This is a genomic window from Promicromonospora sp. MEB111, assembly GCF_030209445.1.
GTDB lineage: Bacteria > Actinomycetota > Actinomycetes > Actinomycetales > Cellulomonadaceae > Promicromonospora.
On the sequence record NZ_JARVSD010000011.1, the window covers coordinates 245894 to 260930 of the forward strand.

The 15037-nt window shown below is 73.3% G+C and carries 11 protein-coding genes; 6 read left to right on the top strand and 5 right to left on the bottom strand.

The features are described 5' to 3' along the window. Positions 1 to 1260 carry a sugar ABC transporter substrate-binding protein gene (locus QRN56_RS13845; RefSeq protein ID WP_285104141.1) on the bottom strand — a complete coding sequence of 420 codons (1260 nt, stop codon included), beginning with the start codon at positions 1258 to 1260 and terminating at the stop codon, positions 1 to 3. A gap of 235 nt (positions 1261 to 1495) precedes the next feature. Between QRN56_RS13845 and QRN56_RS13850 the strand changes: the two genes are divergently transcribed. Beyond that, positions 1496 to 2530 carry a LacI family DNA-binding transcriptional regulator gene (locus tag QRN56_RS13850; RefSeq protein ID WP_285104143.1) on the top strand — a complete coding sequence of 345 codons (1035 nt, stop codon included), beginning with the start codon at positions 1496 to 1498 and terminating at the stop codon, positions 2528 to 2530. Positions 2531 to 2545: 15 nt separating this feature from the next. On the opposite strand, the gene QRN56_RS13855 is transcribed toward QRN56_RS13850, so the two are convergent. Next, positions 2546 to 3541: a zf-HC2 domain-containing protein gene (locus QRN56_RS13855; RefSeq protein WP_285104145.1), complete on the bottom strand. Its 996-nt coding sequence runs from the start codon at positions 3539 to 3541 to the stop codon at positions 2546 to 2548. Further along, the gene (locus QRN56_RS13860; RefSeq protein ID WP_285104148.1) at positions 3538 to 4101 is read right to left on the bottom strand and encodes an RNA polymerase sigma factor; all 564 of its coding nucleotides are present in this window, start codon (positions 4099 to 4101) and stop codon (positions 3538 to 3540) included. The genes QRN56_RS13855 and QRN56_RS13860 overlap by 4 nt, the downstream gene beginning before the upstream one ends. Before the next feature lie 147 nt (positions 4102 to 4248). On the opposite strand from QRN56_RS13860, the gene QRN56_RS13865 reads away from it, so the two are divergent. After that, positions 4249 to 4782: a hypothetical protein gene (locus tag QRN56_RS13865; RefSeq protein WP_285104149.1), complete on the top strand. Its 534-nt coding sequence runs from the start codon at positions 4249 to 4251 to the stop codon at positions 4780 to 4782. After that, entirely contained in the window at positions 4769 to 5533 is a 765-nt protein-coding gene (locus QRN56_RS13870) for a cytochrome b/b6 domain-containing protein (protein WP_285104151.1), read from the top strand. The genes QRN56_RS13865 and QRN56_RS13870 overlap by 14 nt, the downstream gene beginning before the upstream one ends. A 92-nt stretch (positions 5534 to 5625) precedes the next feature. Here the strand turns inward: QRN56_RS13870 and QRN56_RS13875 are convergent, their stop codons facing one another. Together QRN56_RS13875 and QRN56_RS13880 are read right to left on the bottom strand one after the other, a co-directional pair. Continuing rightward, positions 5626 to 7362, bottom strand: a complete 1737-nt coding sequence (locus tag QRN56_RS13875; protein WP_285104153.1) for an L-aspartate oxidase — start codon at positions 7360 to 7362, stop codon at positions 5626 to 5628. A 137-nt stretch (positions 7363 to 7499) separates the two neighbouring features. Beyond that, positions 7500 to 8156 carry a biliverdin-producing heme oxygenase gene (locus tag QRN56_RS13880; protein ID WP_285104155.1) on the bottom strand — a complete coding sequence of 219 codons (657 nt, stop codon included), beginning with the start codon at positions 8154 to 8156 and terminating at the stop codon, positions 7500 to 7502. Between the two features lie 161 nt (positions 8157 to 8317). Between QRN56_RS13880 and QRN56_RS13885 the strand changes: the two genes are divergently transcribed. From QRN56_RS13885 to QRN56_RS13895, 3 genes are all read left to right on the top strand, one after another. Then, positions 8318 to 9283, top strand: a complete 966-nt coding sequence (locus QRN56_RS13885) for an alpha/beta fold hydrolase (protein WP_285104157.1) — start codon at positions 8318 to 8320, stop codon at positions 9281 to 9283. A 294-nt stretch (positions 9284 to 9577) separates the two neighbouring features. Next, on the top strand, positions 9578 to 10972 hold the full coding sequence (gene aspS / locus QRN56_RS13890; RefSeq protein ID WP_502928799.1) for an aspartate--tRNA(Asn) ligase: 1395 nt from the start codon (positions 9578 to 9580) through the stop codon (positions 10970 to 10972). 155 nt (positions 10973 to 11127) lie between these two features. After that, positions 11128 to 15027: a DUF4132 domain-containing protein gene (locus QRN56_RS13895; protein ID WP_285104161.1), complete on the top strand. Its 3900-nt coding sequence runs from the start codon at positions 11128 to 11130 to the stop codon at positions 15025 to 15027. Positions 15028 to 15037 lie beyond the last annotated feature (10 nt).

A 15037-nucleotide genomic window follows, 5' to 3' on the forward strand; every position in this document is an offset into this window, starting at 1 on the left:
CTACTCGGCGATCGCTTCGAGGTTCGACTGCGCCGTGTCGAGGATCGCCTGCGGGTCACCGGACTCCAGCGACTCGAGCTGCGCGTTGAGGTCGGTGATGACGTCGGTCGCGCCGGCCCAGTTCGGCGGGAACTGCGCGTAGGCGGCCCCGTCCAGGAACGCGCTGAGGTCGGGGTTGGCGCTGGTCCAGTCGGCGGCAGCCGACTCGATGGACGGCATCGGGCCGAACGCCTCCGAGAACGCGAGCTGCTGCTCGGTGCTCGTCAGGTGCTCCACCAGGCTAAGCGCCGCCTCCTGGTTGGGGCTGTCGGCGGCCATGCCCCAGCAGTTCGTGAACTGCAGCGTGCCCTGGCCGGCAGGGCCGGCGGGCAGCTCGGCGACGGTGTACTCGACGTCGGGGAAGTCGTTCGTGAGAGCGCCGGTGACCCAGTTGCCCTCGATGACCATGGCGGCCAGCCCCTTGCCGAGGGCCTCGCCGCCCCAGCCGGCGCCGAGGTCGGCCGCGTACGCGAAGGTGCCGTCCTTCAGGTGGGACTGCACGTAGGTCAGGCCCTCGACGCTGCCCTCGCTGTTGGCGACCGGCTCGCCGTCGACCACGAGGCCGCCGCCGGCCTCGGCCATGAAGGTGCCCACGCGCTGGTACTCCGCGCCGAACGAGAGGCCCACCTGGTCGTCGGTGGTCAGCTTCTCGGCAACCGTGGCCAGCTCGTCCCAGGTGGTGGGGAGGTCGGCGTCGGTCAGGCCGGCGTCCGCCCAGAGCTGGGTGTTGATGACCAGGCCGAGCGTCGAGAAGTCCTTGGGCGCGCAGTAGAACGTGTCGTCGACGGTGAAGTTCTCCACGAGCGACGGGTAGAAGTCGTCCTTGTTCGCCAGCAGGTCGCCGTACGCCTGGAGCGAGCCGTTGTCGGCGTAGCCGGCGATCGCCTCGGGCGCCAGGTAGAACAGGTCCGGCGGTGAGCCGGCCGCGAAGCCCTGCGAGAGCTGCTGGGGCAGGTCGCTGGCGACCTGGACCTCGGCCTCGACGCCGGACTCCTCGGACCACGCCGCGACGGCTTCGGTGACCGCGTCGGTCTCGGCGTCGCCGGACGAGCCGATGAGGATCGACAGCGGGTCGTCGGAGCTGGTGAGCTCCGCGGCGCCCGCCGCGGGCTCCTCGGCGGTGTCCTCGAAGCCGGAGCCGCCGCAGGCGGTGAGCGTGAGCGCGCCGGCGACGAGCAGGGCGCCCGCTCCGACGAGCTTCCGCGAGATGGGCCGTGTCATGTCTCTTCTCCCTTGATGAGGCACGTGGTTCATGATGTGGTGGAGTTTGAACGATCAAATTATGCTGTGCAGGAGGCTATGGAGCGCTCGGGTGCGGTGTCAAGGTGGACCGTGGTACTGACGACGCACCTAAGATGACGTTCCGAACATTCACGACAGTGCCGGGCAGGACGGGCCGGTCATGACAGCGCAAGCACTTCGGCAGAGCTCACGACGGCACAGGGGAGGGGGCACGATGACCAAGGCCCCCACCGTGGAGGACGTCGCCCGCGCCGCCGGCGTCTCCCGCCAGACGGTGTCCAACGTCCTGAACTCGCCGGACATCGTGCGCGGCCCCACGCGCGAGCGCGTGCAGCGCGCCATCGCCGAGCTCGGCTACCGCCCGCACGCCGCCGCACGCCGCCTGCGCACCCGGCGCAGCTCGACCATCGGGGTGCGGCTCGACCCGTACGCGGGCGGCATCTCCGGCGTGGTGCTCGACCGCTTCGTCCACGCCCTGACCGAGCGCGCCAGCGAGCGCGGCATGCGCATCCTGCTCTACGCCGCGCGCACGCCCGCCGAGGAGATCGAGCGCATCGGTGACCTCGTCGACGGCGGTGAGATCGACGCCGTCGTGCTGACCGGCACGTCCCACGAGGACACACGCACTACCTGGCTCCACGAGCGCGGCGTCCCGTTCGTCTCGTTCGGCCGCCCCTGGCGGTCCGACGGCGACGGCGCCGGCGAACACTCCTGGGCCGACGTCGACGGCGCCGCCGGCACCCACGCCGCCACGCGCCACCTGCTCGACCAGGCGGGTCCCAAGATCGCGTTCCTCGGCTGGCCCGAGGGGTCCGGGACCGGCGACGACCGCGCCCGCGGCTGGAGCGAGGCGATGGCCGACGCCGGGTCCGCCGGCCCTCGCTGGCACACCGAGGAGAGCGTCGGCCTCGCCCGCGAGCTGACCGGGGCGGCGCTCGCGGCCGACCCCGCGGTGGACGCCGTCGTGTGCGTCAGCGACTCCCTGGCGATCGGCGCGCACCTGGCGGCCACGGCGCTCGGCCGGCCGGACCTGCCCGTCGTCGGGTTCGACAACACGCCGGCCGCCGAAGCGCTGGGCATCAGCAGCGTGGAGCAGCTCCCGGAGCAGGTCGCGGCCGGGGTGCTGGACCTGCTGATGGGGCCCACGGGCGGCGTCGTCCTGCGGAGCGACCAGCGCGACTCGGCCGAGGAGGCCGCGTACGTGCTGGTCGAGCCGCGCCTGGTGGTCCGCGGAGGCCTCACCGCATAGTTCCGCCGTCGGGCGTCAGGGCATCGCCGTGGCCCACGTCTCGCCGTCCGGGGTCGTCAGGCGCACCGCGACGACGTCGCGCACGGGGACGTCGAGGATCCCGCCCGTCGAGCAGGTGCCCGTCGTGACGACGCACGAGCCGAGGTCGATCTCGCGGGTGTCCTCGTTGGCGGGGCGGACGGCGCCGGTGCTGCCTGGGTTGCCTGCGCCGGGTGGGGTGCCGGCCTCCGAGGCCCTGCGGTCGAAGGTCGTGTGGCCCGGCTCTGTCGCGTGGATGCCCCTGCCGTACGGGGTGGGGGCGACGGCGTCCGGATCGTCCGTGCCGCTCGCGACCACCACGGTGACGTCGTAGCGGGGCGCCGGCCCGGCGTCGCGCACCACCACGGAGGCCCAGGAGGGGTCGCCCTCGTAGAGGAAGACGGTGCCGACCGACTGCGCCGAGCCGTCCGCCGAACCGTCCGTCGTGTCGGTCGCGACCAGGTCGGCGGCGGTGAGGTAGCGGCCGTGCGCCGTGTCGAGCGTCGTGCGGTACGACGCGGCCAGCTCCCGGTCCGGCGCCGTCACGACCCACACGCCCGCGCCGCCCGCCACGAGCAGCCCCGCCCCGAGGGCGGCGGCCAGGACGGCGCGCCGGGCGCCGTGCCGCCGGACGGTCGCGGGGCCGGGTGTCGCCGGGCCGTCCTGGGCGCCCGGATCGGACGGAGCACCGGGAACGTGGCTCGTCGGTTCGGTGTCGTGCCGTGCCGGACCGGCCGCGAGCCGGGCCAGCACGCGCCCCTCGAAGTCGGCCGGGGGCTCGCGCTCCGGGACCAGGAGCAGCAGCTCGTCGGCCGCGTCGGCCAGCGACGACAGCTCGTCGCGGCAACGGTCGCACGTCGCCAGGTGCGCCATGACGGCGGCCCGGGTGGCGCCGTCGGCGACCCCCAGCGCCACCTCGGTGAGTGCGTCGCGCAGCTCCGCGCAGCGGCCGCTCCCGCTCGTGTCCGCCCCGTTCCCGTTCGCCCCGTTCATGGCCGCTCCTCCTCCCGGCTGCTCGCCAGCTCGTCGCGCAGGTGCCGCAGCCCCAGCCGGATACGCGTCTTGGCCGTCCCCAGCGGCACGCCGGTCCGCCGCGCGATCTCCGCGCCGCTGAGCCCGAAGACCGCCGCGAGCACCACCGCCGTCGCCTGCTCCCGCGGCACGTGGGCCAGTGCGGCGTCCACCGTGGTGCCGGTCGCCACCCGGTCCGCGAGCAGGTCCGGGTCGGCGACGGTCTCGGCCGTGATCCGCTCCGCCATGACCACGGGGTCGACGGGCACATCGCGCCGCACCCGGAGCACGTCGATCGCGGCGTGCCGGGCGATCGCGAGCAGCCACGTCGTCGCGCGGCCCCGCCGGGGGTCGAACCCGTCGGCGTGCCGCCACGCGCGGACGAACGTCTCCTGCGCCACCTCCTCGGCGACCGCGGGGATGCCGACCACGAAGAGCGCCAGCCCGTACACCCGTGCCTGGTGCCGGCGCACGAAGACGGCCGCCGCGTCCGGGTCGTCCGCGGCCATCCCGGCGAGGAGCGCCTCGTCCGATGCCGTCATGTCCTTCCCTACGTGCCGGGACCGGTCCGTGGATCTCGCCCCGCTGGATCGTGTCGCGCTTCGGAGGTCGAGAGATCCGTCGAACGCTCCGCCACGTAGGGACAGGTGACGGGCGTCGTCGGCGACGCCCGGAACAAGGAGGTAGCCATGTCCAGACTACGAGGAGCGTCCGGGCTGCGCGGAGCGTCCGGACTGCATGGGGCGTCCAGGCTGCGCGGAGCGAGGCTCGCTGCCGGGGCGGCACTGACCGTCCTGCTCGTGGCGGGTTGCGGCAGCGGCGGTGGCAGCGGGGGCGGCTACGGCGGGGGTGGCGGCGACGAGGGCGACTCGGGCGGTGCGGCCGGCGGCATGACGCTGGAGATCACCTCGCCCGACGACGGCGGCACGGTCGAGACGCCGTTCACCGTCGACCTCTCCTCCAGCGAGGAGCTCGGGCCGACCGAGTCGGGCAATCACCACGTGCACGTGTACTTCGACGGGGACGACCAGGAGTACCTGGTGGTCGAGGGCGACAGCGTGGAGGTCACCGACCTGCCCGAGGGTGAGCACGAGATCGACGCGTCGCTGCGCAACGCCGACCACTCGCCGGCGGGGGTGGAGACCCACATCGAGGTGACCGTGGGCGCAGGCGGTTCGGGCGACACGGGAGGTGCCACGGAGGACGACGGTGACAGCTACTGAGCGCCCCGACCCTGCCGCCAACGGTGCCGGCAAGCGTGCTGCCGGGGCTGCTGCTGGTGCCGCCACCGGAGCGGCCTCCGGACCGGTCGTCGGCACGGTCGAGCGCAACCGCCGTCCGGCACGCTGGTTCCATGCCGGCGTCTACGTGACCGTCGTCGTGCTGCTGATCACCGGCTGGTGGCTGCTGCTCGGGAACGAGGGCAGCCCGAGCGTCGTCGCGCGGGTCACCGGCGTGTCCGACGCCGACCTGCACACCGTCACGGGTTGGGTCCTCGCCGGGCTCACGGTGCTGGCCGTCGTCGTCGGCGTACGGGGCTGGCGCACCTTCTGGCGCGAGACCTTCCGGTTCGAGCACGGCGACGGCGCGTGGTTCCGGAGCTGGCCCGCCGCGATCCTCACGGGGCGGTTCGGGCGGCACGAGGGCCGGTTCGACCCGGGGCAGCGCATCGCGAACCTGGTGCTCGTCGCGACGCTGCTCGCGCTGGTCGTGTCCGGCGTGGGGCTGGCGGTCGTCAGCGGGGGACCGGCGTTCGTGTGGTTCGCGGCGGTGCACCGGTGGTCCACGTATGTGGTGACCCCCGTCGTCGTCGGGCACGTGATCATCGCCTCCGGCGTGCTGCCCGGCTACCGCGGCGTCTGGCGGGCGATGCACCTGGGCGGCAAGCTCCACGAGCGCGACGCGCAACGCGTCTGGCCGGGCTGGACCGAACGCGCCACAGGCCACGCCCACAACCCCCGCCACCGCCGCTGACCCGCCCGCCCCAACTCGTTGAGTGCTGGGTATTCGCCCTTTTTCGTGTGCCAGAAGGGCGAATACCCAGCACTCAACGAGCCGGGGGAGGGTTACTCGACCAGCTTGCCCTCCGTCGAGACCTCCTGGGCCGCGATCAGGGTCGCGATCTCCTCCGGGACCGCCGGGATCTCCTCGCGGACGATGCCGGTCTTCGGGGACCAGACCAGGTTCACCTGGAGCGCCGGGTCCAGGTCCGGGTAGTCGCTCCGGTTGTGGCAGCCGCGGGTCTCTCGGCGCTCGCGGGCGGCCTCCAGGGTGGCGCGGGCCGCGATGAGGGACGCCTTGAGGTCGAAGGCGTGTGCGAGGTCCTGGAAGCCGGCGATGTCGGGGTGCACGCCGATCTCCTGGGTGCGCGCCTCGATCTCGTCCAGCTCGCGCAGGCCCGTGACCAGGCCCTCCTCGTCCCGGACGACGCCCGCGTGCTCGGTCATCGTGTTGCGGATCGCCCGCTGCAGGGCGCGCACGTTCTCGTGCCCGTCGGCGGTGAGCAGGTCGGCCACCTCGGCGCGGGCGTAGGCCTCGGCGTCGTGCGAGCGGCGCTGCGCCTCCAGGCCGGCCGAGTAGGCCGCCGCGGCGCGGCCGACGATGCGGCCGAACACCAGCAGCTCGATCAGCGAGTTGCCGCCCAGGCGGTTGGCGCCGTGCAGGCCGCTGGACGCCTCGCCGATCGCGTACAGGCCGTCGACCTCGGTGCTGTGGTCCTCGGGCCGCACCCACACGCCGCCCATGGAGTAGTGCGCGGTGGGGGCGATCTCGATGGGCTCGGCCGTGATGTCGAGCATCTGCAGCTCGAGCATCGTCTGGTAGACGCGCGGCAGGCGCGTCATGATCGTCTCGCGCGGCAGGTGCGAGACGTCGAGCCAGACGCCGCCCTTCTCGGTGCCGCGGCCCTCCTTGATCTCGGTGTACGCGGCGAGCGCCACGCGGTCGCGGGTCGAGAGCTCCATGCGCTCGGGGTCGTAGTTCTGCATGAACCGCTCGCCGAGGGCGTTGCGCAGGATGCCGCCCTCGCCGCGCGCCGCCTCGGAGATCAGCGTGCCCGCGGCGTTCTCGGGCTCCAGGATGCCCGACGGGTGGAACTGGACCAGCTCCGGGTCGCGCAGGCGCGCGCCGGCCTCGACGGCGAGGCGGAACGAGTCGCCGGTGTTCTCGTCGCGGCGGGACGACGTGCGCCGCCAGATGCGGTTGTGGCCGCCCGCGGCGAGGATCACGGCGTCGGCGTGGATCAGGTACGGCGTGCCGTCGGTGAGGTCGAACCCGTAGGCGCCGAACACCGCGCCGTCGTGGGTCAGGATCCGGGTGACGTAGACCGAGTCGAGGATCGGGATGTCGAGCTGCGTCGCCCGGTTCACGAGGGACCGCTGGATCTCCAGGCCGGTGTAGTCGCCGGCGAACGCGGTGCGGCGGTAGGTGTGCGCGCCGAAGAACCGCTGGGAGATGCGCCCGTCGTCCTCCCGGGCGAAGGCCATGCCGTACCGCTCGAGGTCGGCGATGCCCTGTGCGGCACCCTGCGCGACGATCTCGGCCGTGTGCGGGTTGGCCAGGAAGTAGCTCTCCTTGATGGTGTCCGCGGCGTGCTGCTGCCAGCTGTCCTCCGCGTCCATGGTGCCGAGGGCGGCGTTGATCCCGCCGGCGGCGAGCGAGGTGTGGGCGTCCATCCGGGGCCGCTTGCCGAGGGCGAGGACGTCCACTCCCTGTTCGGCGAGCTCGATGGCGGCGCGCAGGCCGGAACCGCCCGTACCGATGACGAGCGCTGTCGTGGAGATGCGACGTTCGGTGGTGTTCATACTCCATCTGACAACGCACGAACGCGGAACGTGACGCCTCCGGATGTGACAAGTCAGACGATGTGACATGTCAGACGCCGGTGCGTGTCAGACGCCCAGGTCACGCGGGTGACCTGAGCGTCTGACACGCACCGGGGTCAGCAGTGGATCTCGGCGAGCTCCGTGAACACCGCGCGGTTGAGCGTGAAGGCGAGGTGCGTCTCGGCGAGGGTGGCGGCCACCTCGTCGTCGTCCAGGTCGAGCTCGTCCAGGGCCTCGCGGTAGGCGTCCTTGAACACCTTGACCTTGGGGATGTCGGGGAAGGTGTAGAACGCCAGCCCCTCCTCGCCGAGGCCGTAGTGCTCCTTCATCATGCGCTTGACGATCTGCCCGCCGGACAGGTCGCCCAGGTAGCGCGTGTAGGAGTGCGCGGCGTACTGCGGCAGGCTGCCGCCCACCTCGCGGACGTGATCGGCGTACGCCCGGGTCGCGGGCAGGATCCGGATCTTGTCGCGCCACCCCGGCCCGTACAGGAAGGCGAGGTCCCGCTCGATCGCGGGAACGCGGGTGAGCTCCGCGAAGACGAGGCCGGCACCCCGGTCGTCGCTCCCCAGGGCGGCGCTCGCCTCCTCCAGAGCCTCGTAGACCACGAGGAGCTGCGCCGTGAGGTCGGCGTGCGCGTCCCGGGTCAGTGCCCCGGACAGGAGCTCCTCGATGAACTGCTCCGAGTTGGCACCGGCATGGGCGTCACGGGTGCCCTGACGAAGCACGGCGGACAGGGGGACGGGGGCGATTTCCTCGACGGGCAGGCTCACAGGGTCTCCTCCGGCGCAGTTCTGACGTGCTGACAATGTGTCATCACGAGCCGATCATAGCAATAGAAGTAAGGCTAGCCTCACCTTATTCACCCCTTGGGTCGGCTGGCTTGGTGCCCGTCGCCATGGGGTGTGTCGGAGGCTCGGGATAGCGTCGGGGGATGCCTGGCCGCGCCTCCGCCCCACGCCCGTCCGCCCTGCTCGAGCCGGTGTTCGTCGAGGTCGATGTCGACGGCGGCGGCGGCGGTGCCGGCGCCCGCGAGCGCATCGCCACCTATGTGCTGGAGCCCGATCAACCGGAGCGGTCCGGGCCGGAGCCGGACGGGAGCGAGCCGGACGGGACCGAGCCGGCCGGACCGGCTGCCGGTGATGTAGTGCTCTGCCACGGCACGCCGTGGTCCGTGCGGGTCTGGGAGCCCGTGGCCCGGGCGCTGAGCCGGGACCGCCGGGTCTTTCTCTGGGACATGCCCGGGTACGGCGCCTCGCGGAAGGGGGCCGGGGTCGACGTCGACCTCGTGTCCCAGCGCAGGCGGCTGGCCGCGCTCCTGCGGCACTGGGGGCTGGACCGCCCGCACCTGGTCGCGCACGACATCGGGGGAGCCGTCGCGCTCGGCGCCCACCTCCTGGAGGGCGCGGACCTGGCGAGCCTGTTCCTGCTCGACATCGTGACGCTGGACCCCTGGGGTTCGGAGTTCTTCCGCCTCGTGGCGCGGAACGAGTCCGTCTTCGCGGCGGTGCCCGGGCCGCTGCACGGCGCCCTGGTGCGGGAGTACATCGCCGGCGCCGCCAACCACGCGCTCGCCCCCGAGCAGGTCGAGCTGCTCACCGAGCCGTGGCTCGGCGACGTGGGGCAGGCCGCGTTCTACCGCCAGATCGCGCAGCTCTCGCCCGAGCACACCGCGCCGATCGTGCGCCGGCTCGGCGAGGTGCGCTGCCCGGTGCGCATCGGCTGGGCCGAGGCCGACCCGTGGATCCCGTTCGAGCAGGCCACGCGCCTGCGAGAGCGGCTTCCCGGCGACCCTGAGGTGGTCGCGTTCGCCGGGCGCGGTCACCTCGTGCCGCTGGAGGACGACGTCGCGGCGGGTCGCGCCGTGCGGAACTGGCTCGCCGCCGCCGATGCCGGGTGAGCTGGTTGGGCCGTATCGGTGCGGTCGGTGCGGTCGGTGCGGTCGGTGTGAGTCGGTGTGAGTCGGTCGGCGGTGGGACGGACGCCGAATCATGTGGCGCCGCCGTCGCCGTCGGGCATAGCGTGTGCGGTGGTGAGCGTGAGGCGTGACGAACCTCGGCCCGGTCCGCCGGGCGAGCGACCACCCGCGCGTGCGGCGTACCGACGAGAGGCCGGGACTTCCCGGCAAAGGAGTGGTGGCACCGCGACCTAGCCCCCGCCCGCTCCTCCAGGGCCTGCGCTCTCTGGAGGAACGATGAGACCACCTGTGCCGTCCCCGACGGCGTCCCCGGCTCCGGCCGTGACCGCGTCCGCAGCGGTTCCCGCCCGCACCCTCGCGCGCGACCTGCCCGACGTCCCGCCTGGGTCCGTCGTGCGGCTGCAGGGCTGGGTGCACCGCCGTCGCGAGCTCGCGACCGTGACCTTCCTGGTGCTGCGCGACCGCACGGGTCTCGCCCAGGTCGTGGTGCGCTCCGGCGTCGGGCGGGAGGCGCCGGGCGTGCCGCCCGAGGAGACCACCGTGGAGGTGACCGGCACGGTCACCGCGAACCCGCAGGCACCCGGCGGCGTGGAGGTCACCGGGCTGGCGGGTGCCGGACCAAGCGACGCCGGACCGGTGATCACGCCGCTCACGGACGCCGCGGAGACCCCGCCGGTCGAGCTGTGGCGGCCTGCCCTGACCGCCGCCCTGCCCACGATGCTCGACCACGCCGCCGTCGCCTGGCGGCACCCCGCGCAGAAGGCGCGCTGGGAGGTCGCGGCGGCGAGCCTGCGCGGGTTCCGCGCGACGCTCGACGCGGCGGGCTTCACCGAGGTCTGCACGCCCAAGCTGGTCGGTACGGCCACGGAGTCGGGAGCGAACGTGTTCCCCGTCGACTACTTCGGCCGGCCCGCCTACCTCGCGCAGTCGCCGCAGTTCTACAAGCAGCAGATGGTCGGCGTCTTCGAGCGGGTCTACGAGGTGGGGCCGGTGTTCCGGGCCGAGCCGCACGACACCGTGCGGCACCTCGCGGAGTACCGCTCGCTCGACGTCGAGCTCGGGTTCGTGCGCGACCACCGCGACGTGCTGGCCGTGCTGCGCGACGTGCTGGCGGGGATGGCCGATGCCGTCCGCGGGTCGGGGGCCGCCGAGCGGCTGGGCGTCGAGGTGCCGCGGGTCCCGGCCGAGTTCCCGGTGCTGCACTTCGCCGACGCGCTGGAGCTCGTCGGGGCGCCGTCGGACGAACCCGACCTGGCACCCGAGCACGAGCGCGCTCTGGGGGAGTGGGCGCGGGCCGAGCACGGGTCGGACTTCGTCGCGGTCGAGGGCTACCCGATGGCCAAGCGGCCGTTCTACACGCACCCTGAGCCGGCTCGGCAGAGGCCCGGGGACTCCCGGTGGAGCAACAGCTTCGACCTGCTGTTCCGCGGGCTGGAGCTGGTCACGGGCGGGCAGCGCCTGCACCGGTACGCCGACTACGTGGCGGCGATCGAGGCCCGGGGCGAAGACCCGGCGTCGTACGCGTCCTACCTGGAGGCGTTCCGGCACGGGATGCCGCCCCACGGCGGGTTCGCGATCGGGCTGGAGCGTTGGGTGGCGCGCCTCGTGGGGGCCGCCAACGTCCGCGAGGTGACGCCGTTCCCGCGGGACCTGCACCGGCTGACGCCGTAGCCGTCGCGTCTCCCGTCGCGCCCGGGCGGGCAGCCCCTCCTGGCTGTCGGTCGGGGTGTCAGTGGCCACCGCTACTTTGTGCGCGTGCTGCTGAAGGCGGCACGATCCAGGGGCGAGCTCTGCCCCGATGGCCGACGACGACGTGATGGGGCGAGATGCTGCAGGAGCTGATGGACCGGGTGCGGGGCGGCGACGAGACGGCGCGAGGCGTGGCGGATGCGCTGGCGCCGCTGTCGCTGATCAGCACCGGTCTGTACGAGGACGCGGTGGGTTACGTGCTGGAGGGCACGACGCCGGAGGTCCTGACCCAGGTGGCGTCCGCCGCCACGGACGACGTCGACCGGCTGCTCGACCAGCCGGGCCGCACCACCTACTGGTCGAGCTGGGTCTCGCCCGACCTCGTCAAGAAGGTCGCCGCCCAGCACAAGAACTGGACCACCGACAAGGGTGTCAACGGCCGTCGCCGTGTCTACGCCGTCGGCGCCATGGCGCAGGTGGTCCGTCTCGCCCGGCTGCTGGCGCAGGCCTGCGAGACGGTCGAGATCCCGGGTGTGCCCGAGTGGCTCTCGCTCCTGGTGCACGACATCGGCCACATCGGCACGCCCAAGCGCAACCGTCCCGGCAACGGGGACCAGGCCACGCGCACGCGCTGGACGCCGGCGATGTTCGAGGAGGCCGCGGTCGAGGGCGGCGTGCCGGCCGACGACGCCCCGCGCACCGTGCTGGTGGCGATCGTGCACCGCTCCTCGAAGGGCCGCTCCTGGTACTCGGACGCCCGCGAGGGGATCATGAAGTCCGCCGCGTTCGGCGAGTTCGTGGGCCTGCACGCCGTGCTCCTGGCCGACGTCGTCCCCGGGCTGACCGCAGCGAGCAAGGAGGAGGTGCTCGACCGGATCGGCAAGCGCATCTCGACCCAGGAGGTCCCGAGCGACGAGTTCGCGCGGATCGTCGCGGGTCTCGCCGCCGACCCGGCCAAGGGCGTGCGCATCGCGGCGCTCCAGCACCTCGCGACCCTGCCCGACGACCGGCAGGTGGCGCTGCTCGCGCCCTTCCTGACCACGGCGAAGTCGGGAGCGCTCGGCGAGGCCGTGACGCGGCTGGCCGCGCTGGACGGTGGCCTCGCCGCGTGCGAGGCGGCGCTCGCCACGCTGCGCGACGAGAACGGGAAGATCGCGGCCGGGCAGGGCGCGCGCGTCAAGCTGCTGGAACAGACCGTCGAGCGCTCCCGCGCGCTGGAGACGCCCGCGCAGGACGTCGTCATCGACCTCCCGGAGTGGGAGTCGCTGCCCGACCCGGTGCTCGACGACGCGTGGGTCAAGCAGCTCCGCACCGACGTCGAGCAGGCGACCGCCCGGGCCCGGACCAACCTCGACGAGGCCCGGAAGAACGCGAAGGCCGGCGGCCACGACTGGGTGCTCAAGACCGCCCAGAACAACCTCAAGCAGCTCGAGAAGATCACCGCCAAGGACGTCGAGGCCCTCCCGCGGGTGCTCACGGCGAAGGCTCCGGCTCGGCAGCTCGGCAGCTCGCCCCTGGTCGCCTGGCTCACGGACCGGCGCCACGAGCCGTTCGCCGACCAGGGCCTGATGTTCCACGTGCGCCTGCGGGCGCTGGTCCACGGCGGCCGCAGCGACGGCAACAACCTGCTGTGGAGCCTGCGCGGGCACCTCGACGAGATCACCGACCTGCGCCAGCTCCACGACGGCCTCGAGCGCGCCGGGATCCCGGACGTCGAGCGGCTCGTCACCGATCTCGTCCTGAACCGCTGGTGGGGGCACGAGGAGATCCCGGCGCCGGTCGCCTGGCCCTGGTTCGCCGAGCGCCCCGAGATCCTGGAACGCGCCCTGCGGACCGGGGACGGCGGCGAGCGCACCGGCAAGGCGCTCGCGATGCTGCGCGAGTTCCCCGCCCTGCCGCCGATGCTGCTGCCCAAGCTCACGGCGCTCGCGCTCGGTGCGGGCAAGACCCACCGTGTCACGGCGCAGCAGGTCCTGGAGGCCCACACCGGGGCGCGGTCCCTGGCCGAGCAGGCGCTCGCGGACAGCAAGGGCGAGGTGCGTGCGTCGGCCGCGGTTTGGCTCGCCCGCATCGGTGACCCCGCCGCGGTGCCCGCGCTGCGCGCCGCCCTGAAGAAGGAGCGTCGCGAGGCGGCGCGGGCCGCGCTGCTCTCGGCCCTGGAGACGCTCGGCGACGACATCTCGGCCGACCTCGCGCCGGAGATCCTGCTGGCCGAGGCCGTCAAGGGCCTCAAGGCGAGGATCCCGGCGAGCCTCGACTGGTTCCCGTTCGAGCAGCTCCCGGAGGTGCGGTGGGCGGGTGCTGCTGGTGCTGGGGCCGGTGCCGGGGTCGCCGGCGAGGCTGGCGGCGTCGTGCCGCGGGACGTCGTGCGCTGGTGGGTCGTCCTGGCCACCAAGCTGAAGGCGCCCAGCGGCGAGGGCCTGATCGCCCGGTACGTCGGGCTGCTGGACCCGGCCTCGCGGGCCGCGCTCGGCTCGTTCGTGCTGCGCGCCTGGGTCGCCCAGGACACCCGCAACCCGTCCGTGGAGCACTCCCGCGAGTACGCCGACCAGCACGCGCAGTCCCGCTGGGACAACCTGCAGTCCGCGATCAAGCGCTACCCCGAGTACTACTCGGACCAGGCCGGGCAGACCGTCGAGGACTTCTGGAAGAGGCTCTACCGCGAGGACCAGGCCACGTATCTCGGGTCGGCCACGCAGGAGAAGGGGCTGCTCGCGCTGACCGTCGGGATGCCCGGGGCCGGGCTGGCGACGACCGCGCAGCACTACTTCGCCGCGCACAAGGGCCGCCGCGCCCAGGCCGAGTACCTGGTGCGGGCGCTCGCCGCCAACGGCGACCGGGCCGCGGTGCAGCAGCTGCTCGCGGTGTCACGCCGGTTCAAGCAGCGCACGGTCCAGGAGACGGCCGGGGTGCTCGCCCAGGACATCGCCGACCGCAACGGCTGGGACGGCGACCAGCTCGCCGACCGTACGGTCCAGACGGCCGGGTTCGACGACGACGGCATCCTGCGCCTCGACCTCGGCGGACCCTCTGCTGCCGGGAACGACGGTGGCGCCGACGGCGGCGAGGCGCGCGTGGTCACCGGGCGCATCACCGAGGCGTTCACGCTCGAGCTGCGCAACCCGGCGGGCAAGGTCGTCAAGGCTCTGCCGGCCAAGCGCGCGTCCGACGACGACGAGGTGTATGCCGAGGCGAAGCGGCAGCTCAAGGAGTCGCGGGCCGAGCTCAAGGCCGTCGTCGCGCTGCAGACCCAGCGGTTCGCCGAGGCCATGGTCACGGGCCGCACGTGGAGCGCCGCCGACTGGCGCGAGTTCGTGCTGGGGCACCCGCTGATGTCCCGCCTGGCCGCGCGCCTGGTGTGGGCGGCGGAGCTGCCCGGCACTGATGGTGCTGCCGGTGCCGCCGGCGCGGGTACGACGGCTGGCCCGACCGTGACGTTCCGGCCGGGCGACGGCGGCGCGCTGATCGGTGTCGACGACGAGGACGTCACCCTGCCGGACGACGCCCGGGTGTCGCTGGTGCACGCCGCCACCCTCGGGGACGACGACGAGACCGGCGCGCCCGCCTGGCGCGGCCACCTCGCCGACTACGAGATCACACCGCTGTTCGACCAGGGCCTGGGAGCCGAGGCGGACGACGCCGGCGGGCTGCCGGACCTGCCGGGTGAGGCCACCGTGGTCGACACCCGGAAGGGCTGGCTCAGCGACTCGTTCACGATCCGCGGCCGTGCCACCAAGCTCGGGTACTCACGCTCGCAGGCCGAGGACGCCGGCTGGTTCTCGGCCTACCGCAAGGAGTACCCGACCCTCGACCTCACGGTCGAGATCGAGTTCACCGGGGCGTTCCTGCCCGAGGAGAACATCACCGCGGCCGTCCAGGAGCTGGTGTTCCGCCGTACCGGGACGTGGGACGACCGGGGCCGGCTCAAGCTCAAGGAGGTGCCGAAGGTGCTGCTCGCGGTGTCCTACCGGGACTACGTGACCGTGGCCGAGGGCGGGGCCTTCGACCCGGACTGGGAGAAGAAGAGCCAGTACTGAGCCCTGTCCT

What these genes read in the sequence shown, in the direction of transcription:
- QRN56_RS13860 (WP_285104148.1), bottom strand. Translation starts at nt 4,101, where the DNA reads ATGACGGCATCGGACGAGGCGCTCCTCGCCGGGATGGCCGCGGACGAC.
- QRN56_RS13885 (WP_285104157.1), top strand. Translation starts at nt 8,318, where the DNA reads ATGCCTGGCCGCGCCTCCGCCCCACGCCCGTCCGCCCTGCTCGAGCCG.
- QRN56_RS13895 (WP_285104161.1), top strand. Translation starts at nt 11,128, where the DNA reads ATGCTGCAGGAGCTGATGGACCGGGTGCGGGGCGGCGACGAGACGGCG.
- aspS (WP_502928799.1), top strand. Translation starts at nt 9,578, where the DNA reads ATGAGACCACCTGTGCCGTCCCCGACGGCGTCCCCGGCTCCGGCCGTG.
- QRN56_RS13845 (WP_285104141.1), bottom strand. Translation starts at nt 1,260, where the DNA reads ATGACACGGCCCATCTCGCGGAAGCTCGTCGGAGCGGGCGCCCTGCTC.
- QRN56_RS13850 (WP_285104143.1), top strand. Translation starts at nt 1,496, where the DNA reads ATGACCAAGGCCCCCACCGTGGAGGACGTCGCCCGCGCCGCCGGCGTC.
- QRN56_RS13865 (WP_285104149.1), top strand. Translation starts at nt 4,249, where the DNA reads ATGTCCAGACTACGAGGAGCGTCCGGGCTGCGCGGAGCGTCCGGACTG.
- QRN56_RS13875 (WP_285104153.1), bottom strand. Translation starts at nt 7,362, where the DNA reads ATGAACACCACCGAACGTCGCATCTCCACGACAGCGCTCGTCATCGGT.
- QRN56_RS13855 (WP_285104145.1), bottom strand. Translation starts at nt 3,541, where the DNA reads ATGAACGGGGCGAACGGGAACGGGGCGGACACGAGCGGGAGCGGCCGC.